This window comes from Chitinophaga fulva, assembly GCF_012927205.1.
GTDB classification, from domain to species: domain Bacteria; phylum Bacteroidota; class Bacteroidia; order Chitinophagales; family Chitinophagaceae; genus Chitinophaga; species Chitinophaga fulva.
Map to the genome: position 1 here is coordinate 886,957 of NZ_JABBGC010000002.1, position 22,351 is coordinate 909,307.

21 protein-coding genes are annotated in these 22,351 nt (G+C 49.8%); 10 read left to right on the top strand and 11 right to left on the bottom strand.

Annotated elements, in window-relative coordinates:
• The first annotated feature begins 223 nt into the window (after nucleotides 1-223).
• The 5 genes from HHL17_RS20150 to HHL17_RS20170 all read left to right on the top strand — a co-directional run bounded on the left by HHL17_RS20150 (nucleotide 224) and on the right by HHL17_RS20170 (nucleotide 4,256).
• On the top strand, nucleotides 224-625 hold the full coding sequence (locus HHL17_RS20150; protein WP_169226593.1) for a DUF302 domain-containing protein: 402 nt from the start codon (nucleotides 224-226) through the stop codon (nucleotides 623-625).
• 83 nt (nucleotides 626-708) lie between these two features.
• Complete coding sequence (locus HHL17_RS20155; protein WP_169226594.1) at nucleotides 709-1,524, top strand: GNAT family N-acetyltransferase; 816 nt, start codon at nucleotides 709-711, stop codon at nucleotides 1,522-1,524.
• 291 nt (nucleotides 1,525-1,815) lie between these two features.
• Entirely contained in the window at nucleotides 1,816-2,583 is a 768-nt protein-coding gene (locus tag HHL17_RS20160; protein ID WP_206156104.1) for a hypothetical protein, read from the top strand.
• Between the two features lie 367 nt (nucleotides 2,584-2,950).
• Nucleotides 2,951-4,099 (top strand): FAD-dependent monooxygenase, encoded by a 1,149-nt coding sequence (locus tag HHL17_RS20165; protein WP_169226595.1) that lies wholly within the window; start codon nucleotides 2,951-2,953, stop codon nucleotides 4,097-4,099.
• Nucleotides 4,089-4,256 (top strand): hypothetical protein, encoded by a 168-nt coding sequence (locus HHL17_RS20170; RefSeq protein WP_169226596.1) that lies wholly within the window; start codon nucleotides 4,089-4,091, stop codon nucleotides 4,254-4,256. Before HHL17_RS20165 ends, HHL17_RS20170 begins: the two co-directional genes overlap by 11 nt.
• A 168-nt stretch (nucleotides 4,257-4,424) precedes the next feature.
• Here the strand turns inward: HHL17_RS20170 and HHL17_RS20175 are convergent, their stop codons facing one another.
• The 3 genes from HHL17_RS20175 to HHL17_RS20185 all read right to left on the bottom strand — a co-directional run bounded on the left by HHL17_RS20175 (nucleotide 4,425) and on the right by HHL17_RS20185 (nucleotide 7,802).
• Nucleotides 4,425-5,906, bottom strand: a complete 1,482-nt coding sequence (locus HHL17_RS20175; RefSeq protein WP_169226597.1) for a dienelactone hydrolase family protein — start codon at nucleotides 5,904-5,906, stop codon at nucleotides 4,425-4,427.
• Between the two features lie 80 nt (nucleotides 5,907-5,986).
• Complete coding sequence (locus tag HHL17_RS20180) at nucleotides 5,987-6,544, bottom strand: SMI1/KNR4 family protein (RefSeq protein ID WP_169226598.1); 558 nt, start codon at nucleotides 6,542-6,544, stop codon at nucleotides 5,987-5,989.
• Between the two features lie 31 nt (nucleotides 6,545-6,575).
• Nucleotides 6,576-7,802: a thioredoxin family protein gene (locus tag HHL17_RS20185; protein WP_169226599.1), complete on the bottom strand. Its 1,227-nt coding sequence runs from the start codon at nucleotides 7,800-7,802 to the stop codon at nucleotides 6,576-6,578.
• 101 nt (nucleotides 7,803-7,903) lie between these two features.
• Between HHL17_RS20185 and HHL17_RS20190 the strand changes: the two genes are divergently transcribed.
• From HHL17_RS20190 to katG, 3 genes are all read left to right on the top strand, one after another.
• A complete protein-coding gene (locus tag HHL17_RS20190) occupies nucleotides 7,904-8,764 on the top strand; it encodes a helix-turn-helix domain-containing protein (protein WP_169226600.1) in 861 nt (286 codons plus the stop codon).
• A 74-nt stretch (nucleotides 8,765-8,838) separates the two neighbouring features.
• Nucleotides 8,839-9,993 (top strand): FAD-dependent oxidoreductase, encoded by a 1,155-nt coding sequence (locus HHL17_RS20195; RefSeq protein ID WP_169226601.1) that lies wholly within the window; start codon nucleotides 8,839-8,841, stop codon nucleotides 9,991-9,993.
• Nucleotides 9,994-10,220: 227 nt separating this feature from the next.
• Entirely contained in the window at nucleotides 10,221-12,491 is a 2,271-nt protein-coding gene (gene katG, locus HHL17_RS20200; protein ID WP_169226602.1) for a catalase/peroxidase HPI, read from the top strand.
• A 52-nt stretch (nucleotides 12,492-12,543) separates the two neighbouring features.
• Here katG and HHL17_RS20205 read toward each other — a convergent pair whose 3' ends face one another.
• Nucleotides 12,544-13,134: a YdeI/OmpD-associated family protein gene (locus HHL17_RS20205; protein WP_169226603.1), complete on the bottom strand. Its 591-nt coding sequence runs from the start codon at nucleotides 13,132-13,134 to the stop codon at nucleotides 12,544-12,546.
• A 204-nt stretch (nucleotides 13,135-13,338) separates the two neighbouring features.
• Between HHL17_RS20205 and HHL17_RS20210 the strand changes: the two genes are divergently transcribed.
• Complete coding sequence (locus HHL17_RS20210) at nucleotides 13,339-14,820, top strand: FAD-dependent oxidoreductase (protein ID WP_169226604.1); 1,482 nt, start codon at nucleotides 13,339-13,341, stop codon at nucleotides 14,818-14,820.
• A 79-nt stretch (nucleotides 14,821-14,899) separates the two neighbouring features.
• Here HHL17_RS20210 and HHL17_RS20215 read toward each other — a convergent pair whose 3' ends face one another.
• The 4 genes from HHL17_RS20215 to HHL17_RS20230 form a co-directional block, all read right to left on the bottom strand.
• The gene (locus tag HHL17_RS20215; protein WP_169226605.1) at nucleotides 14,900-15,391 is read right to left on the bottom strand and encodes a hypothetical protein; all 492 of its coding nucleotides are present in this window, start codon (nucleotides 15,389-15,391) and stop codon (nucleotides 14,900-14,902) included.
• Nucleotides 15,392-15,505: 114 nt separating this feature from the next.
• The gene (locus HHL17_RS20220) at nucleotides 15,506-16,324 is read right to left on the bottom strand and encodes an alpha/beta hydrolase (protein WP_169226606.1); all 819 of its coding nucleotides are present in this window, start codon (nucleotides 16,322-16,324) and stop codon (nucleotides 15,506-15,508) included.
• A 141-nt stretch (nucleotides 16,325-16,465) separates the two neighbouring features.
• Nucleotides 16,466-17,047, bottom strand: coding sequence for a Crp/Fnr family transcriptional regulator (locus HHL17_RS20225; protein ID WP_206156105.1), 582 nt, complete (start codon nucleotides 17,045-17,047; stop codon nucleotides 16,466-16,468).
• A 19-nt stretch (nucleotides 17,048-17,066) separates the two neighbouring features.
• The gene (locus tag HHL17_RS20230; RefSeq protein ID WP_206156106.1) at nucleotides 17,067-17,363 is read right to left on the bottom strand and encodes an amidohydrolase family protein; all 297 of its coding nucleotides are present in this window, start codon (nucleotides 17,361-17,363) and stop codon (nucleotides 17,067-17,069) included.
• Nucleotides 17,364-17,422: 59 nt separating this feature from the next.
• On the opposite strand from HHL17_RS20230, the gene HHL17_RS20235 reads away from it, so the two are divergent.
• Nucleotides 17,423-18,178 carry a response regulator transcription factor gene (locus HHL17_RS20235; RefSeq protein WP_169226607.1) on the top strand — a complete coding sequence of 252 codons (756 nt, stop codon included), beginning with the start codon at nucleotides 17,423-17,425 and terminating at the stop codon, nucleotides 18,176-18,178.
• Here HHL17_RS20235 and HHL17_RS20240 read toward each other — a convergent pair.
• The 3 genes from HHL17_RS20240 to HHL17_RS20250 are packed head-to-tail and all read right to left on the bottom strand — an operon-like array spanning nucleotide 18,171 to nucleotide 22,350.
• Complete coding sequence (locus tag HHL17_RS20240; protein ID WP_169226608.1) at nucleotides 18,171-18,827, bottom strand: Imm19 family immunity protein; 657 nt, start codon at nucleotides 18,825-18,827, stop codon at nucleotides 18,171-18,173. The genes HHL17_RS20235 and HHL17_RS20240 overlap by 8 nt on opposite strands.
• Before the next feature lie 21 nt (nucleotides 18,828-18,848).
• A complete protein-coding gene (locus HHL17_RS20245) occupies nucleotides 18,849-20,153 on the bottom strand; it encodes an HlyD family secretion protein (RefSeq protein ID WP_169226609.1) in 1,305 nt (434 codons plus the stop codon).
• Entirely contained in the window at nucleotides 20,143-22,350 is a 2,208-nt protein-coding gene (locus HHL17_RS20250) for a peptidase domain-containing ABC transporter (RefSeq protein ID WP_206156107.1), read from the bottom strand. The genes HHL17_RS20245 and HHL17_RS20250 overlap by 11 nt, the downstream gene beginning before the upstream one ends.
• Nucleotide 22,351 lies beyond the last annotated feature (1 nt).

Genomic DNA, 22,351 nt, shown 5'->3' on the forward strand with positions numbered 1-22,351 from the left:
GTGATCATTTGAACTATCGGGCAACAAGAATACTGCCGCTTCCTGAAGATACGCTGTTACCGCCATTTTCCCGCATTCGCGGGGCCTAATGCCTGTCCACATCTGAACGACCGTTGTCCGGAACCGGACAACAAAAAAATTCGAGCTGATCAAACTGTGGTTAAACAGTTGAAAAAATTACTATCATTACAAATAATTTTATCTACAATTATTTTTTAGAGAGATGAAAAACGAATACCATACCCTACTGCTCGACCAACCGTTCGACACCGTGCTGGCGACCGCCAAAACAGCCATCACAGATAATGGCTGGCTGTTATTGCACGAAATCAATCCACAACAGATATTGGCAGGACACGGCTATCACATCCCCGGTACGCGGCAACTGTTTTTCTTTCACCCTTCTTACCTGCATGCGCTCCGGGAAGAGGATGCCGCTGCGGTGATGGAGGTACCGTTGAAACTATTGATACAGGAGGTTTCCGCGCAGCAAACAGCTATCCGGTATTTCGATATTGATCATCACTTTGAAGGATATACGGAAAATATCAATAGCATCACCGCTGCCATTAAAACACAACAAGCCGCCGTACTGACGCAGATACAGGCTGCCCTCTCCCATTGACCGGACTACCCTGCTTCCTCGCATCGGACTACCGCCGCTGGTATATTTATCCGTATACTTGCAATGAACCAGTTTTTGAAGCCATGACACCATTAGACCCAACCGCGTACCATCAGCTGACAACAGCGCTGAAATCCGCTCCCATCAACACTCTTTTTGCACAGGCAGTAGTAGATGGCAAGGTTAACGGGAAAGTATATACGGACAACCCCGCGCATCCCAACGCTTTTTACATTGTGCATCCCTATGGGATGTCACTGTTGTGGGGAGACAGCAGCGATGAGGATTTTCACCAGCGGCTCAAAGACTATGCAGCCAATGTTCAGGGAGCGCGACAAGGAGAAGAATGGTTACAGGCATTCCCGGGCAGCTGGGACTTCGTACTGGACACGCTTTTCAGAGATGAACAACAGCAGCCTGTTGCCCATGTGGAACGGGATACGCGGCTCAATTTCAAATTCAATGCAGACAAATATCGCGAGCTCCGCAAACAGGCGCCCGCAGATGCACCCATACAGATCAAAACGGTGACCCGCACCGCTTTTGAGAGCATGACCGGGACCGTTATCCCAGCGCATTTCTGGAATAGTGCCGACGAGTTTGTCAGCCAAAGTATTGGTTACAGTGTGTATTACGATAACGCCCTCGCTTCTCTCGCCTTCGCGGCTTTTATCAACCATGAGGTGCTGGAGATAGGCATTGAAACCTGTGCGCCCTTCCGGGGAAAAGGCCTGGCTTACCACGCCTGTGCCGGATTGATCGACTACTGCCTTGATAGAGGCCTCGAGCCCATATGGGCCTGTCGCGGTAGCAATGCCGGTTCACGTAAGCTGGCACAACAACTGGGCTTTGAGATCTCAAAAGAATTACCGTACTACCGCTTAAAAGCCATCCAATAAGGCAGGTGTCGTTAGTAGTAAAAGGGGGAGCATGAAATTCATGCTCCCCCTTTTACTGTCAGTTTAGTTGAAAAGTTGGGGGCCGAAAAGCGGTGTATCTGTTTTCTTGTTGTGTATTTTCAAAATTTTCTAACCCTGGTTTACCCGGCTTTAACGGATATCTAATGCCTGATGCACTCCGCCTGAATATTTTCCCTGCAGCCAGGCCCTACTATTGGATAATTTTCAGTATAGCCATCAAATGGCTTTTGCTGATAATGCTATCTTTAGCTATCATCAGTATCATTCGTTATGGCAAAACAGATTTCTATCATCACCTTCACCGGCAGGCTCGGCAACCTGATCGGTTACAGGCGTAATGGCAAACACTTCCTGCGAAGCATGCCTTCATACGTCCGGCAGACGGCAGCTACCCGCAGGGCTGCTCAACGATTTGGCATGGCCAGCAAAAAAGGAGCGCTCATCCGCAGTGCTTTCTCCGGCAGGTTGGATGCTGGTTGCGATAGCGGGCATATCAACAGGTTAACCAGCGCACTCATTCCCGCCACCGGTAATAACATCAGGAGCATTACCGGCTTCAGGTTCAACCGGCATACGGGGACAGACAGGTTTCTCATCCATGCACCCAGGCTTTCCCATGACGGTATCCTGTACATTCCGCCACAGGCATTACCTGCATACAAAGGCATCAACAGCCTGGAAATAAAGGTGATCGCTGCCCGTATCCATTTCGCTACACACCAGGTAGCAGGTACAGAAAGCGCTGTACTCACAGTAAAAACCGGAGAAGATTTTAAAGGAGCAGCATGTAATGTGGATGTACCGGGTAAAGGAACATTGATCGTTGTTCTACAGGTAAGAGGTATACAGGACCATGTTCCTTCCTGCAACACGAAATACTTCGCCGCTGATATTATTGCAGCAGATCCGCCACAACCCCTGCCGGAGGTCCCGCACAAACAGATCTGTCCGGAACTCCACCGGTTAAAACTGCAGTCAGAAAAAATACCTGCCGCTGCATCAGTGCCACTCCTGCTCCCTGTCATTCAGCGGGAATAAGCCATTTTCCTGCCTACCAACTGTATACTGATGAATAAACAGAACTCCCTTTGAACTACCTACTCCAACCTATTATCCGCAGGCTTAATCTACGGTCTGCCTTTACATGCATGTCCTGCATCTTCTCCATCCTTCCTGTTATATTTCATTAAAACTATACATCCAAAGAACACTCCCGCATCAAGTCCACCTTTACCCCTGGGTTACTATAGGCGTGCTGTATGTACCATGGCGATATATCCAGGAAAACACTCCTTTCTCATTTCTGTCGCCAGGCAATGTGTTTTTACTCCATCCCCCAACTTTTCGACTTGATCTTTGTATTGTTTTCAGAAAAATTAGTACATTTGACCTAAATTTACATTTTATGAAAGCAATCATCATCGGTGGCGGCATAGGCGGCCTCACGACCGCCATTGCCTTGCAGCAACGGGGCTGGCAATATGAGGTATATGAAGCTGCCCCGGAATACAAAGCGGTGGGTGCCGGCATCCTGTTGGGAGCCAACGCCATGAAAGTATATCAACAGCTGGGCATAGCAGATGCATTGACATCACAGGGCGGGCATCTGGAGCAGCTGTATATAAAAGATTACAAAGGGAAAATCCTGCAACAGATAGACAACAACCTGCTGCAGCAACAGTATGGTTCCCGCAGCGTGCCTATACACCGGGCTACCCTTCAGGCCGCATTGCTGGGATACCTGGACGAGCCTGTCAGAACCGGGAAAAAGTGTATTGCCGTAACAGAGACGCAGGGAGGTATCATCGCCCGGTTTGATGATGGCAGCGAAGCCAAAGGCGACATCCTGATTGCAGCCGACGGCATACGATCTGCCGTACGTGAGCATTATATCGGCAGCCAGGGTTACCGCTACTCCGGCCAAACCTGCTGGCGCACGACTGTTACCATGGACCTTCCCGCAGCAGAGCGTATAGTCACTTCCGAAGTATGGGGCGGCCGGGGCAATGGCGTCAGGGCTTCGTTTATGCATGTAGGTGGGGACCAGGTATATTTCTGGTTCACCAGGAGATTTCCGGAAGGCACGCCACTGACTAATGAAGAGGCGTTAGCACTAATACAACGGGAACTGGCCAGCTTCAGCGGACATATGAAGGAAGTAGTGGCCCGCATCGATGCTTCAAAACTGATCCGCTCTGACCTTTATGACCTGGCGCCAACCAAAAACTGGCACAAAGGACGTGTGGTATTACTGGGCGACGCCGCTCATGCCACCACCCCTAATCTGGGCCAGGGTGCCAGTCAGGCTATCGAAGACGCTTACGCACTAGCCGACAGCCTCTCCCGTCACAGCGCACCTGAAGCCGCCTTCCAGCACTATGCATCCAGGCGGATGGCACGTGCCCATAAGATTGTGCGCATATCCTGGCAGCTGGCACTGCTCACCAACTGGCAAGGGGCCATAGCAGTAGCATTCAGGAATTTTATGGTGCGCAACATGCCGGCCGGCACAACAAAGCGTCAACTGGATTTTTTATATAATATTGAACTGTAAATTATTATTCCCGGTAAAGGGCCCGGAGGATATCATCTCCTATTTTCTCCATATCACCGGTATCGGTATTGCATCGCAGGATGATGGTTCCTTTACCGGTGTATACGTGGCCGTGAGTGCCGCCTTACCCAACAACCTGTGCCCATACAGTGCCTGATCGAGCTGTAACAGCTCCTCCGCTGTGGCATACAATCAGGATATCTGCATGGGCCTCATACAATTCACTATCCTTTTTTATCCCGAAAACCAGGGCGTACAGGCAGTTTTCCAGCAGCGGACGAATCACCGTCTGATGTCCCGGCATCGTGGTTACGATTTTGAATAGCTATTTACCGCATTCAAATGTCTTCCATAACTGGTCCATCTGTTGCCATACCGCATGTCCGGCCGGCCGGGGCGACAGTTCCACGAACAGCGCCTTCCGTTGAGCTGCCGGACAGTCTTTCACATGCAGCGTGACGTGTAGCCGTATGGGTTGTACCGCCATGTAGTCCAGCATATCAATTTCTCCATTGAACGTTTGTGCTTCTCCGGGAGTACTTTTTATGGGCGTCAGCTGCACTTTCACCGGCACTACTTTATCTGCCGGAATCTTCCGGGGACCAATATTACGGCCAACCAGTCCTTCGTAATATGCTTTTAAATAAGATTCAAGCGTAGCTTTGTCCAGCTGTGGTTTTCCTTCCAGCCACCACAGGAAACAATAGCTCCAGTATTCTTCACTTTTCTGGTCTCCCCAGCCCGGCAAAAAGCGCAGGTCTTCATATCCCTGGTAATGGATGGACGGCGCAAAATCTATGGGAAACTTCATCCTTTCCACGGCCCATCCGGCTGGTGTTCCCATCTGGTAGTTGCCCGGAACATTTTCCGGAAGGAAGCGTAGTTTACGCCTTACCCACTGCACCAGTTCCGTTTCATCCACGATGGACCAGGAATGGGGATTACGCTCTCCGTTGGCATTGCGACCAGCGTATTTAGCCTGTATCAGTTCTGCTTCCTCGTTGCCCTGTTGCTGCAGGCGGCTGATCATTTCAGAAGCTGCGGCTGCGTTGATATCATAAAGACTGTTGCGTCTTTCTTTTATTTGCCATTGCATGTCCACGTCATGGTAACTCCTGACAGCCACCTGTTGCAGAAAACGTTCATTGCCCGGCGCTTCGCTGCCCATATAAAACGGGGAAGCCGCCACGTATCGCGGTAAGCTGGCGGGCAGTTCGCCTAATTGATCCGCCAGCATTTTTTTAATCATCTTTCCTTCATTAGTACTCCTGGCGCTGAAATCTCTTTTGATGAATTTATCGTATCGCTGTAAAAGATCAAGGATATCAACCGGGCCATCTACCGAAAAAACCGCCTGTGGCTGCACAGGGAAGGCTGTCGGCTTCTCCCTGCACAATTCCGTGTACCGTAATGCCAGTGAGCCTCCGGCGGAGAATCCACCAATGACAAACCGGTCCGGGTCTACCTTAAACCGTTGTACCACATCTTTCAAAACAGCGTTGAGCCGTTGCTGTAACTCCTCCGTCAGTATAGCGTTTGGCCCTCCGCCTACCGCGATGGTCAATATATCATTGGTCCATGCGATGTTCTGTAATTTACTGGCGGCAAATACCGCTTCCGGAGGATCATTGAAACCAGGCATCAGCACCATGACGCCCTGAACCGGACCAAATCCAGGCCGCAATGCGATATAATAACCTGTGGAAGAAGCGGTGGAATCTATCACTACCGGCTCAAATTGCTGGGAAAACGCAGGAACATAGAGACAACAAAACAGCGTCAGGCAGCGGGTAAAACGTGCAAGCATAAACGAGGATTTGTACCCAAGTTAAAGACCACTCCTTTAATGGAATGTTAAATCATACAGTGCAGGATAACTTCGCTCATCTATTTTACATAAAACTTTTTGGGATAACCTTTTGCATATTTTTCCAACGTAAAGAATTCGTCAAAAGAGGCAGGGGCCGTTTCTGCGTAGTATTGATTGATGGCCTGTAAAAAGCTCTCCAGGCCGGGAGCGATCACGTTCCGGTCGCTGTCCCGGTGCCAGAACTCCAGCAGTTGCCCTTTCGTACCAGTGAAAAGCCCGCCGGTATCATAACAGATATAGTCACCGCCTCCGTTATGGAAAATGGGAATCCAGGCGGCATGCCACCAGTTCTCCACCTCAAAATCATAGCCTATCATGCCGGTCATTTCTTTTGCCACTTCCAGTGCCTCCTGCAGCGGCAGGAATCCTGAGTTATTGATAAACGTCTCGTAGCAGTCATCCCGTTGCCCGTTCTTCCATTGATAAAGGGCCTTAAGGTCTTCGGGCAATGTAATGGCGTATGTCTTTTCCAATGCCGCTATCGCTTCTTCCGTCAGCGGGGCATTCAGGTGGGTGTAAAGCTCCGGTCTTAATTGTGACAGGTATTGATCCAGTGTGGTTAACTCTTTTTGCATGGTCGTATGATTGAATAACGGTTTTTCAAATTTATCTCTTTTTCTTTTCCAATTCCTTTATCAGATCTACAAATGGTTTTGTTCCCGGCATCAATGCCTCACAGCGTTTCGCCCAAAGCAGGGCATCTGCCAATGCTTTGTTTTCCGAAGATGGCAATTGAGCAAAAGCTTGCGCGGCGATGTACAGCTGTTCACTGATTTCCCTCGAATACACCTGGGTGATGATTTTTTTCTCTTCTGCAAAGCCCGGCATTTTAGTGCTGTCTTTCTCGCCGCTTAAAAAAGGCTGCATAATTCTATCATAGCGTCGTTTATCTTCCGAACGAATGGAATCAATGGCAACGGCAAAAGGCCGCGCTGCCATGATGTACCCGGCTTTCTTCAGCAAGTCATCATCTCTCGTGAGGCCACTATACAGGAGATCGAGGCGGTTAAGGAAAGCCTGTTGCCCAGCATTAAGGCCGGTCAACTGCCGTCCGAATGCCCGCAGGGCATTGTATTCCAGCAGTCGCTTCTCTTTTAACGCCAGCCCTGCGCCGTTTCTCACCAGTTTTTCAAAGAGACGGCTGGTTACCTTTTCTTTGGAAGTATCACTGAGTTGTTTATAGTGATCCATCAGGTATACCATGGCCGCGGTGCGTGTTCCATTAACATGCCGGGCTAAAAACAGTAAAGTACTGTCATCTTCCAGCACATGCGAAGGGATGGTTTTAAAATACGCGTCCAGCACTTCGCTATTATCCAGGTCAGCCTCCGCAAGGCGATGGAGATAACGCAGCAGGAACCGTGGATCACGGTCCCCTTCGGCAAACAACTTTTCCTGGTTCCCGGGATTGTTTTTATCAGCGCCCGCCTGTACCGCAGCGTCGGCCAGCCCAATGAAAGGGTCCTTCTCTCTTTCGCCAGTCACTTTATGCACGGTATACCCGCCACTGTTCAGGAACAGAAAAGTCGGATAGGCGCCAACGTTATACTTCCGGGACAACTCTACGCCCTCTCCTTTTTCAGCGTCCAGTTTGTAGGCAATAAAATGGGCCGCGTATTTCCGGGCCACGGCTGCATCGGTAAAAACTTCCTTGTCCATGTATTTGCAGGGGCCGCACCATTCGGTATATACATCCACAAATATCATCTTCTGCTGTTGGCGGGCTGCTTCCTGTACTTCTTTCCAGGAGCCTTTAAAGAATTGTATGCCGGTTTGCGCCCATGTCAATCGGGCCACGAAAATCAGGGAACAAAAGAGGATCAACTTTTTCATCGTCCGGGAGGTATTATGGTGGAATTGCCGGTAAATATAGAAAAAACACCGAAAGGAAGTCAACAAAAAAAGCAGATCTTGCGCCTGTAAAACGTTTGGCGATGGGGCGCAAAAAAACGGTCATACCCATACATACACTGGAAACGGCCCATGGGGAAGGTATTGCCATACGGCAGTTGCGGGCTGCCAGTGCAGGAGATATTTATCAACCTGAAGCCCACCGGGATGATCACTACCTTTTTCTGCTGGTGGAAGGCGGCAGTTGCCGCTTTATGATCGACTTTGAGCAGTATGAGATCAGACAGGGAGAAATTATCTACGTATATCCGGGACAGGTACATGCCTGTATTCATGCAGATCACGTACAGGCGACAGCGTTATCCCTCGCCCCGGAGCTGATACCAGCTATTTACAGCAGTGCGCTGGAAGCGGTAAATGGTATGCAGCAGCCGCTCTCCCCTGATACATCCGCCACCGGCATACTCGTGCAAGGGTTACAATTGCTGGAACGGTTACTGGAACAACCGGCCCACCTGCCTTTCCGTCAACAGCTGCTGAACGGTGGCATCGATATCTGTACCGGCATTTTCACCGGCGCCTTCAGGGACAGCAAACAGACCAACAGCCATAGCAGCAGGCCGGAAACTATCATGCGGCAGTTCAGGGCTTTGCTGGTGAACAATTACCTTACATTAAGAACGCCGTCGGCCTATGCGGCAGCGCTGCATATTTCAGCCACCTATCTCAGCGAAACAGTCACCGCACAATCCGGCTTTACCGTTAACCACTGGATACACGAGCAACTGATGCTGGAAGCCAGGCGCCGCCTGTACCACACCGATGACACCATCAAAGAAATAGCACACGGGCTGGGATATGAAGACCACGCCTACTTCTCCCGGTTGTTCCGGAAAAAAACGGGCATCACCCCACAGCAGTTCCGCGCCCAATCCCGAAAATAGTACCAGGCATCCCCCTGTTTGTCCATTTTTTGCGACCGGTTTGTACCGGAGCTTTGCAGGCAAAATATACAACCATGGCAATGAAAGTAATAATTGCAGGAGCCGGCCTCGGAGGCCTTTGCCTGGCACAAGGCTTAAAGAAAGCCGGTATCGACTTTACAGTATACGAAAAAGACGCCGCCTTTAACAGCAGAACACAAGGCTACCGTATCCGGATAGACTATGCCGGCCAGCAGTCGCTGTCCGCCTGTCTCCCGGCCGATCTGTATACCGCATTTGAAAACAGCGCTGCGCTACCCGCGCCGGTGTATACCCTGGATACGCGGATGCAGGCACTGGAGAACAAGTGGGTAGACCAATGGATTAAAGATGAACGGGAAATACCCGCCGACCTGAAAGCGGACCGTCACACCTTACGGTGCGTGCTGATCACCGGCATCGAAGATCATGTGGTGTTTGATAAAGACCTTACGGGATACAGCCTGCTGCCGGACCAGAGCATACAGTGCATTTTTGCAGACGGAGAAACCGTTACGGCAGATTTGTTGGTCATTGCCAACGGCGCCGCCTCTGCCCTCACGATCAGCTGTTTCCCCGGCACCGGTTTACATGATACCGGCAATGTGTGCATCTATGGCAAAGTGCAGTGGGACGAGCAACGCCGGCAGCTGCTCCAACAGGGCACCAGTGTTATTTTCGGGGAGAATATAGCGGGCATCATTGATGTGATGGCGTTCAACCGGGTCTATGATACCGTGGTGATGCCGCCGGAAGATTATCTCTACTGGGCGCTGATTGGGCAGCGCAGCAGTTTCGGGATGCAACAAGACCAGTCACTGAAGTTGTCTGTTCCTGAGCTGCAGGAAGCTATTGCGCAGGCCACGAAAACGTTTCCTGCCGTGTTGAGCCCATTGTTCAGCGGTGCTGCCGTTACCGCCAGTGCTATTGTTCCTGTAAGGCATTCCGTACAGGGGCGGCGGGCAGGCCATGCTCCGGTGACTGTAATGGGCGATGCCATTCATACTATGAGTCCTGCCGCCGGACTGGGCGCCAATACAGCGTTGCGCGATGCCGCCGCGCTGACCGCACACCTGAAAAAGGCTGTCGATAGTGGACTACCATTAATCGACACATTATTAAATTATGAAGATCAGATGCTGACCTATAGCGCAGCAGCCATTGCTGCATCAAAAAGAGGAAGCGCCTTACTTTACAACAGCGGGGAATAAACTGAAATTTAGTATATTAGAAGTAGAACCCGGAAATCGTGGCGTTGAGCGGTTTATATACACTTTATATAGATGGTCCATTACCGACAGCTTGTCCTACGAATAGTTTTTAGCTATTAGATTATAGAACTAATTGATTTTTTCTATATCCCTGTTACCCTTACTTTTACAGACCACACCCTTACCGGTGTAAGCACATATTCCTTCCATACCCAAAATTGAAACAAATGGAAAATGAAGTAAAAGACATCAGTAAATGCCCATTTCATAATGGCACAATGAAGCACAATGTTGGCGGTGGCGGCACCAGAAACCCTGACTGGTGGCCCAATCAGTTGAAAGTAAGCATACTTCGTCAAAACTCGGCTTTATCCGATCCGATGGATAAGGATTTCAACTATGCCGAAGCTTTCAAGAGCCTTGACCTGGAAGCTGTAAAAAAAGACCTTCATGCGCTGATGACCGATTCTCAGGATTGGTGGCCGGCAGACTTCGGACACTATGGTCCATTGTTCATTCGTATGGCATGGCATAGTGCCGGCACCTATCGTGTAGGTGATGGCCGTGGCGGTGCGGGTGCAGGGCTGCAACGGTTTGCGCCGCTGAACAGCTGGCCCGACAATGTGAGCCTTGACAAAGCACGCAGGCTGCTGTGGCCCATCAAACAGAAATACGGCCGTAAACTTTCATGGGCCGACCTCCTGATCCTTACCGGCAACGTAGCGCTGGAGTCTATGGGCTTCAAAACATTTGGTTTTGCCGGCGGACGTGAAGATGCATGGGAGCCGGATGAATCCGTATACTGGGGCTCAGAAAGGAACTGGCTTGGCGGCGACATCCGTTATGCCCACGGTTCACCCGGCGTGGCAGAGAACCATGGCGTTACCGTAACAGACGAAAAACCCGATGGAGACGTTCACTCGCGTAACCTCGAAAAACCGCTGGCAGCCGTACAGATGGGGCTTATCTATGTAAACCCGGAAGGACCAGATGGCAACCCCGACCCGATTGCTGCCGCAAAAGATATCCGTGATACTTTCGGCCGAATGGCGATGGATGACGAAGAAACCGTTGCCCTGATTGCCGGTGGCCACAGCTTTGGTAAAACCCACGGCGCCGCTCCTGCCACCAACGTAGGCAAGGAACCCGAAGCCGCCGATATGGAATTGCAGGGCCTTGGCTGGGCCAACAGTCATGGTACCGGTAAAGGTGCAGACGCTATCACCAGCGGACTGGAAGTAATATGGACCAAGACGCCCACCCAGTGGAGCAATAACTTCCTGGAGAACCTGTTCGCCTACGAATGGCAACTCACCAAAAGCCCGGCCGGCGCACATCAGTGGGTAGCTAAAAACGCCGACAGCATCATCCCGGATGCTTATGACGGCAATAAAAAGCACCTGCCCACCATGCTCACCACCGACCTCTCCCTGCGGTTTGATCCGGCTTACGAGAAGATATCCAGGCGTTTCCTCGCCCACCCGGATGAATTGGCCGATGCTTTTGCAAGAGCATGGTTTAAACTGACCCATCGCGACATGGGGCCACGCAGCCGCTACCTCGGCGCCGATGTGCCGGCAGAAGCGCTGCTTTGGCAAGACCCTATTCCCGAAGTGGACCATCCGCTGATTGACGAGAAAGATATCGCAGCCTTAAAAACAAAAATCCTGGCTTCCGGCCTCACCGTATCTGAACTGGTGTCTACAGCATGGGCTTCTGCTTCTACCTTCCGTGGCTCCGACAAACGCGGCGGCGCTAACGGCGCCCGCATCCGCCTGGCTCCACAGAAGTACTGGCAGGTCAACAATCCGTCTCAACTGGAAAAAGTACTGGGTAAACTGGAAACTATCCAGAAAGAATTCAACGGTACCGGTAAAAAAGTATCGCTGGCCGACCTCATTGTACTGGCTGGTTGTGCAGGCATTGAAAAAGCAGCCAAAGACGCCGGACAGGCAGTCACCGTACCATTTACTCCCGGCCGCATGGACGCTCTCCAGGAACAAACCGATGTGGAATCAGTAGGCTTCCTGGAACCACTTGCAGATGGCTTCCGCAACTACCGCAAAGCTAAAATTCCGGTATCCACAGAAGAACTGCTGATCGACAAAGCGCAGCTGCTCACCCTCACAGCTCCGGAACTGACCGTACTGCTGGGTGGCCTGCGTGGACTGGAGATCAACTACGATGGTTCGAAACATGGCGTCTTCACCACTCGTCCTGGCCAGCTGACGAACGACTTCTTCGTCAACCTCCTCGATATGGGAACAGTGTGGAAAGCCACCGGTCCAGACAAGGAAGTTTACGAAGGCAGCGACCGCAGCACCGGAAAAGTGAAGTGGACAGGCACCCGTGCAGACCTGGTATTCGGCGCCAACGCTGAACTGAGAGCCGTTGCAGAAGTATATGGCAGCGCCGACTCACAGGCTAAATTTGTGAAAGACTTCGTGGCCGCATGGGACAAAGTGATGAACCTCGACCGGTTTGATTTACACAGATAATCGGCTTATAAGATGATAATAAAACAGCCTCCATAAAGGAGGCTGTTTTGCTTTAGTCGTTTAATCCTTTTCCATCAAGGATATGATCAACATATTTTTCGATTCTCGATATTCTTGTTTTGGATTGTTTGGCGGCTGAGAAAAACAGCAGATAACCTCTTTGCCGGCCGGGCGTTAAGGCTTCAAACGCTTTTTTCAGCGCAGGCTTCTTATCCAGCAGCTGCTGGAACTCTTCCGGCATGTTAAACTCTTCCGTCTTTTTATACTCCACTCTATAGCCAGCCTTCTCTACTTCTATCGCTTCATACACATACGATTTCAGGGCACGCGTCATCTTCACGATCTCGCGCACATTGGTAAAACGAATCTGGCGGGTAGCCTGCACATTCTCCGACTGTATCACCAGGATACCTTCCGGATCGGCCATCAGGGCTCCTTTAAAGAACAGGATAGCACAGTATTCCTTAAACCCGTGCATTAAAACGATGTTACGGTCGTTGTAAGTGTAACAGGGAACGCCCCATTTTAATTCTTCTGTTAATTGACAATCAAGCAGGATTTCTCTTAGTTTTTCAAACTCATCGCGCCATTTTTCGGATCTCTCCATAAATGCATCGACTTTTTCTGCGCCGGTTTTTGCCATAGAAGTAGGTTTAGACTGGATTTTACGATTGGATTGTTGAATTGGTTTTCCACCGCAATATAATTCGTATTCCCGAAAATAGGTAGTCACGGGCATATCCGGGAAATGGTTTGTTAATTTTCGGGCAATTGTTATCTTTATTTCATGGTCATGTGTACCATGTGCTATCATCCGCGTCAAACATATCTTTGTTAAACTCATTCTATGGAAAAAATCACTCCGGGGGATATACGCTATTCCGATCTCGCAGACAAAAGATTCAACAAACGTTTTGCAGGAAAGCCCGATTACATTGTTTTGCCCGCTTCTACGGCAGAAGTGACAGCAGCAGTACAGGAAGCGGTGAGTAGCAAGCGGCGGCTGGTGGTACGCAGTGGTGGCCATTGTCTCGAAGGTTTTGTGTCAGACCCCGCCGTTCAGGTATTGCTCGACATGTCGATGATGACCCATATCAGTTACGATACCGGGCGGGCTGCTTTTATGGTAGAAGCCGGCGCCACCGTCGGAGAAATGTACCGCAGGCTGTTCCTCGGCTGGGGCGTGGTACTTCCCGCCGGAGAACATCCGGGCATAGGCATGGGCGGACACGTTGTGGGCGGCGCGTTTGGCTTCCTATGCCGGGAATATGGGTTGGCAGCTGATTACCTGTATGGTGTGGAAGTGGTGACGGTCGATGCTTCGGGGAAGGCCCATGCTATGATTGCCACCAGGGAAACCAATGATCCCAACCGCGAGCTTTGGTGGGCACATACCGGCGCCGGTGGTGGTAACTTCGGCATCGTTACCCGTTATTGGTTGCGCTCCCCGCATGCCACCGGCAACGACCCTTACACCGCGCTGCCCAAAGCACCGGCATCTATTACCACCTTCAGGGTATCGTGGGACTGGCAAGAGTTTGATGAAGGAGCATTTAACCGTCTCACGAAAAACTTCGGTACCTGGTGTCAGCAGAACAGTGGTGCGGACTCCCCCAGCCTTCCGTTGTTCAGTATACTCTTCCTGAACCATCGGAATATTGGCAAACTGGAGATAAAAGGACTGGTTACCGGAGCAGATGCCCATCAGCTTATAGACAATCACCTCGCAGATATTGCGGTACCTGTTGGCGTTCCATATTCATTACAGACAGAAGAAAGTCCGTGGTTACGTTTTGCACTCAACCCGTTCCCGGAACTGTTTCAGCCGGGGCTGGACAGTGTAGCCGCTAAAGTGAAGGATGCTTACTTCCGTCAACCACTAACGGACAGCCAGGTGGCAACGGCTTACCGGTACCTCACCGCAGAAGTACCTATCGGCGGCGGTTTAGGTATGGCCACCTATGGCGGCAAAGTAAATACCATTGCACCCGATGCCACGGCCACGGCTCAACGAAGCTGCATTATGGACGTAGCTTGCAATACCGGCTGGATAGACCCGAAAGGTGCAGCACCCAGCCTTGCATGGGTGCGTAATTTTTATAAAGATCTTTTCCCTGGCTCCGGCGGCGTACCGGTACCTAATGAACAAACCGACGGCGCCATGATCAACCACCCGGACGCTGACCTTGCCGACCCCGCATGGAACCAGTCTGGTATTCCATGGCATACGCTTTACTACAAAGACAACTACCCCAGGCTGCAACAGGTGAAAGCCAAATGGGACCCGCTGAATATATTTCATCATGCGCTGTCTATACAACCGGCCTAAAAATAACCAAGCGGTGCACAGACGTGCACCGCTTGACTTATCTGCGATTATAAAGATCAGCTGACACCGCTGAAAAACATTACTGGCCTTTGTAAGTAAAATCCTTGGTATAAGCACCTGATCCTGCCGCAATAGAGACATTCTGCTGATTTGTTTGCACCGTGCCATTTACTTCAGCCTTATAGCTTAAGATAATCGGAGCGCCATCCATATTCGTAACAGACACGCTTAACTTACCAAAATCAAAAGGTTTCACCGTTTCAAAAACATAGGTTGTAGTATTTCCAAGAAATTTCTGCTCGTCTATCATAACGTCGTCTGCATTCCCCTGATCTACACCATTAATTTTCCAGACAGAGGCGCCGTATTGACTGGCATCATGGTTACCCGCAGCCGCCATAACATCAATGTTATCATTAGCGGTAACACCCGTCGCGGTAACTGTATATTTGATCGTTATCTTATTAGCCGCAGGCGGATCGTCTTTTTTGCTGCAACCGGTAAATGTAAAAGTGGCAACGGCTGCCAGACACAATCCCCAAACAATGTTTTTTGCTTTTTTAGTTCCCATTTATGTGTATTGAAGGTTAGAATGAATGCAGCAAAGGTAGGCTGGCAGGGCACCCGGGACAATACCGGGAAACCAGCATTTTCTTTTACTGGTTTGGGAACTGGTGTCTGACTACTACCGGGGCGATGTAAAGAACAAATTAAACCATAAAACCTGGTACTTAGCGGCTTTCGACCAATAGGCATGATCGTGTGCGCCTTCTGTTTCCATATAGGTATGCGCCACATGATGTTGGTCCAGGTATTCGTGCAGCCTGCGGTTGTAAGCCAGGAAAGGGTCTGCGGCGCCGCAACTGATCATTAGCTGTTGCTGGCTGAATACAAAATACTTGGCATTGTCCAGCACATTATAGTATTTCCATTTAGTGCTGTCAGCTCCCACTACCTTGTCGATACCGAAATCTGTCACCAACGGAACAAAGTCCACCGCGCCGCACATACTTCCCAGTGCCCCAAAACTACCGGCGTGTTTCAGGCCCACATACAAGGCACCGTGACCACCCATGCTCCAGCCCATCAGACCACGCTGATCGCGGACTGCGATAGTAGGATAATGCTGATCGATATAGCTGACCAACTCCTCTCCTACAAAGGTTTCATATTGGCTGTTCTTTTTAACAGAACTGTTGATATACCAGCTGTCAAACCCGCCGTCCGGGAGAATAAAGACGATTCCATACTGATCAGCCAGTTCGGGTAAAGACGGAATATCTTCCTTTAAAGTACGGTCGGGATTGCCGCTATACCCATGCAGCACATACACCGCAGGAAACCGTTGTCCCGCCTTTGATTGTTTGGGAGATATTACCAGCGTGCGTACCGGTTTGCCCATGGCATTACTAAAAACAGCAAGGGTGTCTACGGTAGCAGCCTTCACATACACAACAGGCGTTAGTACCAACGCCAGCAACAGGGCGATGACGGAGTGTTTCATATATTCTATTTTAAGAGATAAAAAAAGTACCGTTGAACAACATCCCGAAGCAATGGCTCCGGCTGTTCTCAAAAGCATGGGGCAAAACTAAAACGGTTGCTCAGCATAAACATTTACATATGTTGATGCCCGCAGAATTTTTTACAATTCTTTACGGATACGGCTTAATTGTGTAGGTGTGACACCGAGGAAGGCGGCTATGTGATGTTGACGAAGACGGTTTACCAGCGTGGGGTTGTTTTGAATAAAATTAAGGTAACGTTCCCTGGCGGTGAGGTATTTCAGGGTTATTTCCTGCTCTTCTTTCCTGGCTACCCAGTTTTCTTCGAGATAGTTGATCCAGAAAAAAGCAATGTCTGTATAGTGGTGCATCAGCTGTTTGAACTGTTCAAACCGGAATTCTATCAACAGGGAGTCTTCCAGGGCTTCGATAGCAAACAAACCCGGTGTCTGCTTTACCAGTGCCGCTGTAGAGGCCACAAACGAGTGCTCCGCAAAAAAACGTTTGATCACCACATCTCCGTTTTCCTGTATCGTATAGTACGACAGTAATCCGCTACAGACATAAGCTATTTTCTTCGGAATTTCTCCCTGCGAGAGATACACTTCTTTTTTCTTCAGCTCCCTGAAATGCAGCTCTACGGCGAATGCCTGTTTAGCATCCTCCGAAAGCGGAGCATATTGCTCCATGGCAGCAAAAAAACCGGTCAGTCTATTATCCATTCGGATGGCAATGTAGCCATTATTTCGTTATGACCGGCCGGTGAGCCCGGAGCACCTGCCATTCAAACCTTGCCAGTGCGGCATCCAGTTGACGCAACTGTTGCCTTTTAAGAGCAGCAGGCTGTATAAAACTATATTGAATACCGTTTCTGATCATTTGTTTGATATCCGCATAATGCAGGGAAGGATAACGGGTGGCCAGCAGTACATATTGACGGGTAAGATCTGTCCGGAGCACACCGGCATCATCTGTACTAATCACAACGGGCACCTGGTGGGTATGATACAGGAGAAAAATCTTTACATCAAAAATCAAGACAAAAAAATTATGAATGCCTACACTTTAGTGTAAATTTGTCTTGTTCAGGTATACAAATGAAAAACAACCTATATTCCGGTCTGCTGACGAAGAACAAACTGGGTAATATCCCGGAGACCGATCAACCAAAAGATTACCTCGAAGTCGTGAAAGCATTTGCCCGACTGACGTATCAAAGCCTTTACGTGATCGACTATACGGACATGTCTTTCGATTATGTCTCGGACAATCCCCTGTTTTTATGCGGCTGTTCCGCAGCGGAAGTCCTTCAGGCAGGATATGACTTCTATTTTAAGCACGTTCCGCCGGAGGACCTGGAACTGCTGACCACCCTCAATGAAGCAGGATTTAACTTCTATCAGCAGCTTCCGGTGGAAGAAAAGATGCTGTACAGCATCACCTATGACTTTCACCTGATTAACCGGGACGGCAAACAGATCCTGGTCAACCATAAGCTGACACCCCTCTTCCTCAATAGCGACGGGAAGATATGGAAGGCGATGTGTATTGTCTCCATTTCACATCACCAGACAGCCGGCAACGTCCGTATTTACAAGCAAGGGTCTGATGAAGTATGGGATTTGGGGTTGACGAATAACATCTGGCGGAAGTCAGACAAACCAACGCTTACGGAAAGAGAAACAGCAGTATTGCGGCTGCATGCGCAGGGGCTTACGATCAACCAGATCGCCAAACGGCTTCATGTGGCGCCGGATACCGTTAAATACTACCGCCGGCGTATCTTTGAGCGCCTGAATGTAACCAACATGGTGGAGGCGTTATCTTATGCGGTGAACAGCAAAATTATCTGATCGCGGAATAGATCACTTCGTTGACCTTTATAAGCGTTTCAGCGTCATTATTACAGTTTCTTTCTGAGTGGTTACGGTGGGTAACCAGTCCAACGCCAGTCTTGTACTCAAAGGTGTTTCTTTCCTCTTCCGAAAAAACGAGATGACTCGTCAAAAATTTTGTGATGATACTCAACTGGTCCGCCTGTAAGTCCAGCTCCATCATTTTCAGGTGCCTGGCGATGGCTGCCTCAATGCCGGGCTGCTCGGATTCATTTCCGGCCGCGAGAGGAAGCAGCATCCAAAACAATAGTGACGGGTCTGTCTTATCATTGTTCACGATAGCCTGCAGTTCCTCCCAGCTCAATAGCGAAAGATGAAAATGCCCACCAGTATTACCCAGATAAGTATCGTTAAAAAAATAAACGGTTGCATGAGGATGGAACTCCGCATAAAATGTGACCGTGTCATTAAGTCGGTGTGCATAGGTATAGCCGTCCCATGGAACGTCTGCCTGGCCCGTCAGTTCATCCAGCCATTCGCCTGACGGCATCTCAAAATTTTCCGGCAGATAGTCTGTCAGCGTCATTTCTAACGTATGATCGGACGCAAAGGGAAATTGGGCTAATAAAAACAGGCAGAAATTTTTATCTGACAACTGAAGGTCCATACTATTAAAATTTATATCTGCTTACTGGCCAGCCCGCAGCAGCTTCCGCAGCTGATAAAAGAAACGCTCTATCAGCCGCAGGTCCTGCGTCACTATCTCTGCGTTGCCCTTCAGCTCTTTGTCAAAGGTAAGGGTTTTGTGAAAGGATGTTTGCAGGCCATTGGTCAGCACAACGTTCACATAATAGTTGCCGTCCTTGTCCGGTGCATTGGCGATATACTTCACCTTGCCTTCCACCATGCCAAATTCCTGGTACGGGTAGTTTTCCAGCTTGAACAACACCTTCTGTCCCACTTTCACCTTTCCTGAATTGGTGGCCGGTACCTGCAAACGACCGATGAGCACATCTTTATCATCCGGCATAACGGACAACAATATGTCGCCTGTTTTCACAAACTGGTGCTTTCCGAGAAACTGCTGGAAACTTACCGTCCCATTAGCAGAAGAAGTCAACAGGTAGTTCTGTTCCCACGCATTGAGCGACTTCCGCAACTGTTCAAACAGCTGCACGGTTTGCGATGACAGGTTAATTTTGTCTTTTTGCGCACTGATGGCTGCCCCGCTTCTCGTTTTTTCCATACCCAACATGCCTTCCTGCAGCTGTGAGATGGAGATATTGATCGTTTCAAGGTTCTGCTCTGCCTGCAAGAACTTTATTTTTTCCTGGCTCAGTTCCGCCGCTGACACCACCTTTTCCCTAAACAGTTCCTGGTACCGCTCCCATTCTCTTTTGGAGACTTCATACTTAGACTGCTCCAGCATTTTCTGCTGTTGCAGCGTACGTATCCTGCTACGCGATTCCACCAGGCCTCTGTCGGCCGCCGCATAGTCCGGCGAATAGGGTTGCAGGCGCGCGTACAGCTGTTCATCTGTCAGCGCTTTGGCAAAGGCGTTGTAATCGGCCTGAATTTCCCCCAGCTTAAAACCTGCCACCACGCCCAGCGGGAAATGTTCCAATCCCCTGTTGCTCAGTGAGTCTATCAAACTCCTGAGACGGACCACATCCCGGTAGTCGGCTGTTGATTGCAACACCATCAGTAGCTGGTCCTTTGAAACCTGTTGATGATCTTCCACGAAAATCTCTTCAATCTTGGTATTGGTGCGCGCCTCCAGCTTCTCCGGCGGGTTCTGGGAAGAGATAATGACTTTGGAGGGCACAAACTCCGGGTACTTCATCAGATAACTCATCAGCAGCACCAGCAGCAGGATGAGGAATATGGTGGTATTCCCCCAGCGGACCATCCAGTGCGGTGGTTGCGCCAGGATATCCTGCACCCCTTCCGAATGCAGGTGGACGGTCTCCAGTATGTCTTTTTTAGTTTCCAAGTTCCAATTGATTTTTTACAAGCCTGTAATATTCTCTTCTCAGTGCTACCAGTTCATCGTGACTACCTTCTTCCACTACCTTGCCTTTGTCCAGTACAATGATCTTATCTGCATTTTTTACGGTCGATAACCGGTGGGCGATGATGACCGCTGTTTTTCCTTTTAAGAAATGCCCGAGGTTGTGCATGATCGCCTTTTCTGTATTGGCATCCAGCGCACTGGTGGCCTCATCGAAGAATATGTATTCCGGCGATTTATAGACAGCCCTGGCGATAAAGAGCCGTTGTTTCTGTCCTCCGCTAATACCGATCCCCTCATTGCCGATCTTTGAGTTATAACTTAACGGCAGCGTTTCAATGAAATCCTTTATACATGCTACCTCCACCGCCTTCCTGAGTTGTTGGCGGTTGATGTCTTCCACCCCGATGGCGATGTTTTTAGCGATGGTATCATTGAACACGTATCCCTCCTGCATCACTACCCCACACTGATCGCGCCAATGACGCGGCGAAATATGCTGTAGTTGCAGGTTTCCGATTCTAATATCTCCATCAACCGGCTCATAAAATTTCATCAACATCTTCAGCAGGGTGGTTTTGCCGCTGCCGCTGGCCCCCACAATGGCGGTGGTTTTGCGGTGTGGTATGCGCAGGCTCAGGTGCTCAAACACCGGCGCCCCGGCGCCGACGTATCGGAAGGACACATCATTCAGCACAATGTCTTCTTCGGGTATGTCCATGGCTGTCTGCATACCAGCCTGTTCTTCATCCGCTTTATCATGGATCTCTCCCAGCCGTTCCAGCGATATTTTGGCATCCTGCGTCTGTTTCACAAAATCCATCAGCTGGATCAGCGGACCGTTCAACTGTCCGATGATGTACTGCACCGACAGCATCATGCCCAGTGTCAGATTGCCGTCCAGCACCAGTTTGGCGGCGAGGAAACTGACGAAAATATCTTTCATCTGGTTAATGAAATTAGCGCCCACCATCTGCCACTGCTCCAGCGATAAGGCTTTAAGCCGGATTTTGAACAGTTTCACCTGCATGAACTCCCAGCCCCAACGCATCTGCTTCTCAGCGTTATGCATCTTGATTTCCTGCATCCCGTTCACCAGTTCGATCACCTTGCTCTGTTCCTGGGATACCTGCGAAAAGCGTTTGTAATCCAGTTCCTTCCTCTTTTTCAGGAAGAAGCCTATCCATCCGACTGACAAGCCCGCTCCCAACAGATAGATCAGGAATAGGCGGTAATCGTACAACAACAACACAATGGCGAAAATAACCAGGTTGACCAGCGAGAAAAGCGTATTGAGCGACGAGTTGGTCAGCAGTTGTTCTATCCGCTGGTGATCATTGATCCGCTGCATAATGTCACCAGTCATCCGGGTATCAAAGTAGCTGATAGGGAGCTTCATCATCTTGATGAAAAAATTGGAGACAATGGAAATATTGATCCGGCTGGAAAGGTGCAGCAAAATCCAGCTGCGCACCATCTCTATGCCCGTTCTTCCGATAAACAACATCACCTGCGCCAGCAGCACCAGGTAGATGAAATTCAGATCGTGGTTCTGAATACCGATATCTACGATACTCTGGGTCAGGAAAGGGAAAATGAGCGACAACAGGCTACCGGCCAGCAGGCCAACTACCAGCTGTACGATCAGTTTTTTATAGCTGAGGAAATAACTGAACAGGAAAGAGAAATCCTTCCTGCTACGCGGGGCTTCCGACTCTGCCTCATAAAATGCCGGCGTAGGCTCCAGCAATAAGGCGATACCCTCTTCGTCGCTGGCCTGTTTACCGCGTCCCATCCAACCATCGATAAATTCCTGTTGCGTGTACTTTATCAATCCGTAAGCCGGGTCAGACACGTAAACGAATACACGCCCTGCTGATTTCTTCACTTTGTAGACCACCACAAAATGCTGTTGTCCCCAATGACAAATACAGGGCACAGGCGCTTCTTCCACCAATGTGTTGAAGTCTATCTTTACTGCCAGCGTCTTAAATCCCAGTCCCTCAGCAGCGGCGGACAGTCCCAGCAAAGAGCTTCCCTCCCGCGTGGTTTCCGCCAGCGACCGGATGGCCTGAATATCTGTCAACCGGCCATAGTGTTTGCTGACAATTTTTATGCAGGTAGGCCCACAATCCTTCCTGTCCGGCTGCGTATAAAAAGGGAATGTCTTCAGCTTCATA

What these genes read in the sequence shown, in the direction of transcription:
- HHL17_RS20215 (WP_169226605.1), bottom strand. Translation starts at nt 15,391, where the DNA reads ATGGGAACTAAAAAAGCAAAAAACATTGTTTGGGGATTGTGTCTGGCA.
- HHL17_RS20185 (WP_169226599.1), bottom strand. Translation starts at nt 7,802, where the DNA reads ATGAAAAAGTTGATCCTCTTTTGTTCCCTGATTTTCGTGGCCCGATTG.
- HHL17_RS20220 (WP_169226606.1), bottom strand. Translation starts at nt 16,324, where the DNA reads ATGAAACACTCCGTCATCGCCCTGTTGCTGGCGTTGGTACTAACGCCT.
- HHL17_RS20190 (WP_169226600.1), top strand. Translation starts at nt 7,904, where the DNA reads ATGGGGCGCAAAAAAACGGTCATACCCATACATACACTGGAAACGGCC.
- HHL17_RS20180 (WP_169226598.1), bottom strand. Translation starts at nt 6,544, where the DNA reads ATGCAAAAAGAGTTAACCACACTGGATCAATACCTGTCACAATTAAGA.
- HHL17_RS20210 (WP_169226604.1), top strand. Translation starts at nt 13,339, where the DNA reads ATGGAAAAAATCACTCCGGGGGATATACGCTATTCCGATCTCGCAGAC.
- katG (WP_169226602.1), top strand. Translation starts at nt 10,221, where the DNA reads ATGGAAAATGAAGTAAAAGACATCAGTAAATGCCCATTTCATAATGGC.
- HHL17_RS20240 (WP_169226608.1), bottom strand. Translation starts at nt 18,827, where the DNA reads ATGGACCTTCAGTTGTCAGATAAAAATTTCTGCCTGTTTTTATTAGCC.
- HHL17_RS20155 (WP_169226594.1), top strand. Translation starts at nt 709, where the DNA reads ATGACACCATTAGACCCAACCGCGTACCATCAGCTGACAACAGCGCTG.
- HHL17_RS20160 (WP_206156104.1), top strand. Translation starts at nt 1,816, where the DNA reads ATGGCAAAACAGATTTCTATCATCACCTTCACCGGCAGGCTCGGCAAC.
- HHL17_RS20250 (WP_206156107.1), bottom strand. Translation starts at nt 22,350, where the DNA reads ATGAAGCTGAAGACATTCCCTTTTTATACGCAGCCGGACAGGAAGGAT.
- HHL17_RS20195 (WP_169226601.1), top strand. Translation starts at nt 8,839, where the DNA reads ATGGCAATGAAAGTAATAATTGCAGGAGCCGGCCTCGGAGGCCTTTGC.
- HHL17_RS20205 (WP_169226603.1), bottom strand. Translation starts at nt 13,134, where the DNA reads ATGGCAAAAACCGGCGCAGAAAAAGTCGATGCATTTATGGAGAGATCC.
- HHL17_RS20235 (WP_169226607.1), top strand. Translation starts at nt 17,423, where the DNA reads ATGAAAAACAACCTATATTCCGGTCTGCTGACGAAGAACAAACTGGGT.
- HHL17_RS20225 (WP_206156105.1), bottom strand. Translation starts at nt 17,047, where the DNA reads ATGGATAATAGACTGACCGGTTTTTTTGCTGCCATGGAGCAATATGCT.
- HHL17_RS20175 (WP_169226597.1), bottom strand. Translation starts at nt 5,906, where the DNA reads ATGCTTGCACGTTTTACCCGCTGCCTGACGCTGTTTTGTTGTCTCTAT.
- HHL17_RS20165 (WP_169226595.1), top strand. Translation starts at nt 2,951, where the DNA reads ATGAAAGCAATCATCATCGGTGGCGGCATAGGCGGCCTCACGACCGCC.
- HHL17_RS20150 (WP_169226593.1), top strand. Translation starts at nt 224, where the DNA reads ATGAAAAACGAATACCATACCCTACTGCTCGACCAACCGTTCGACACC.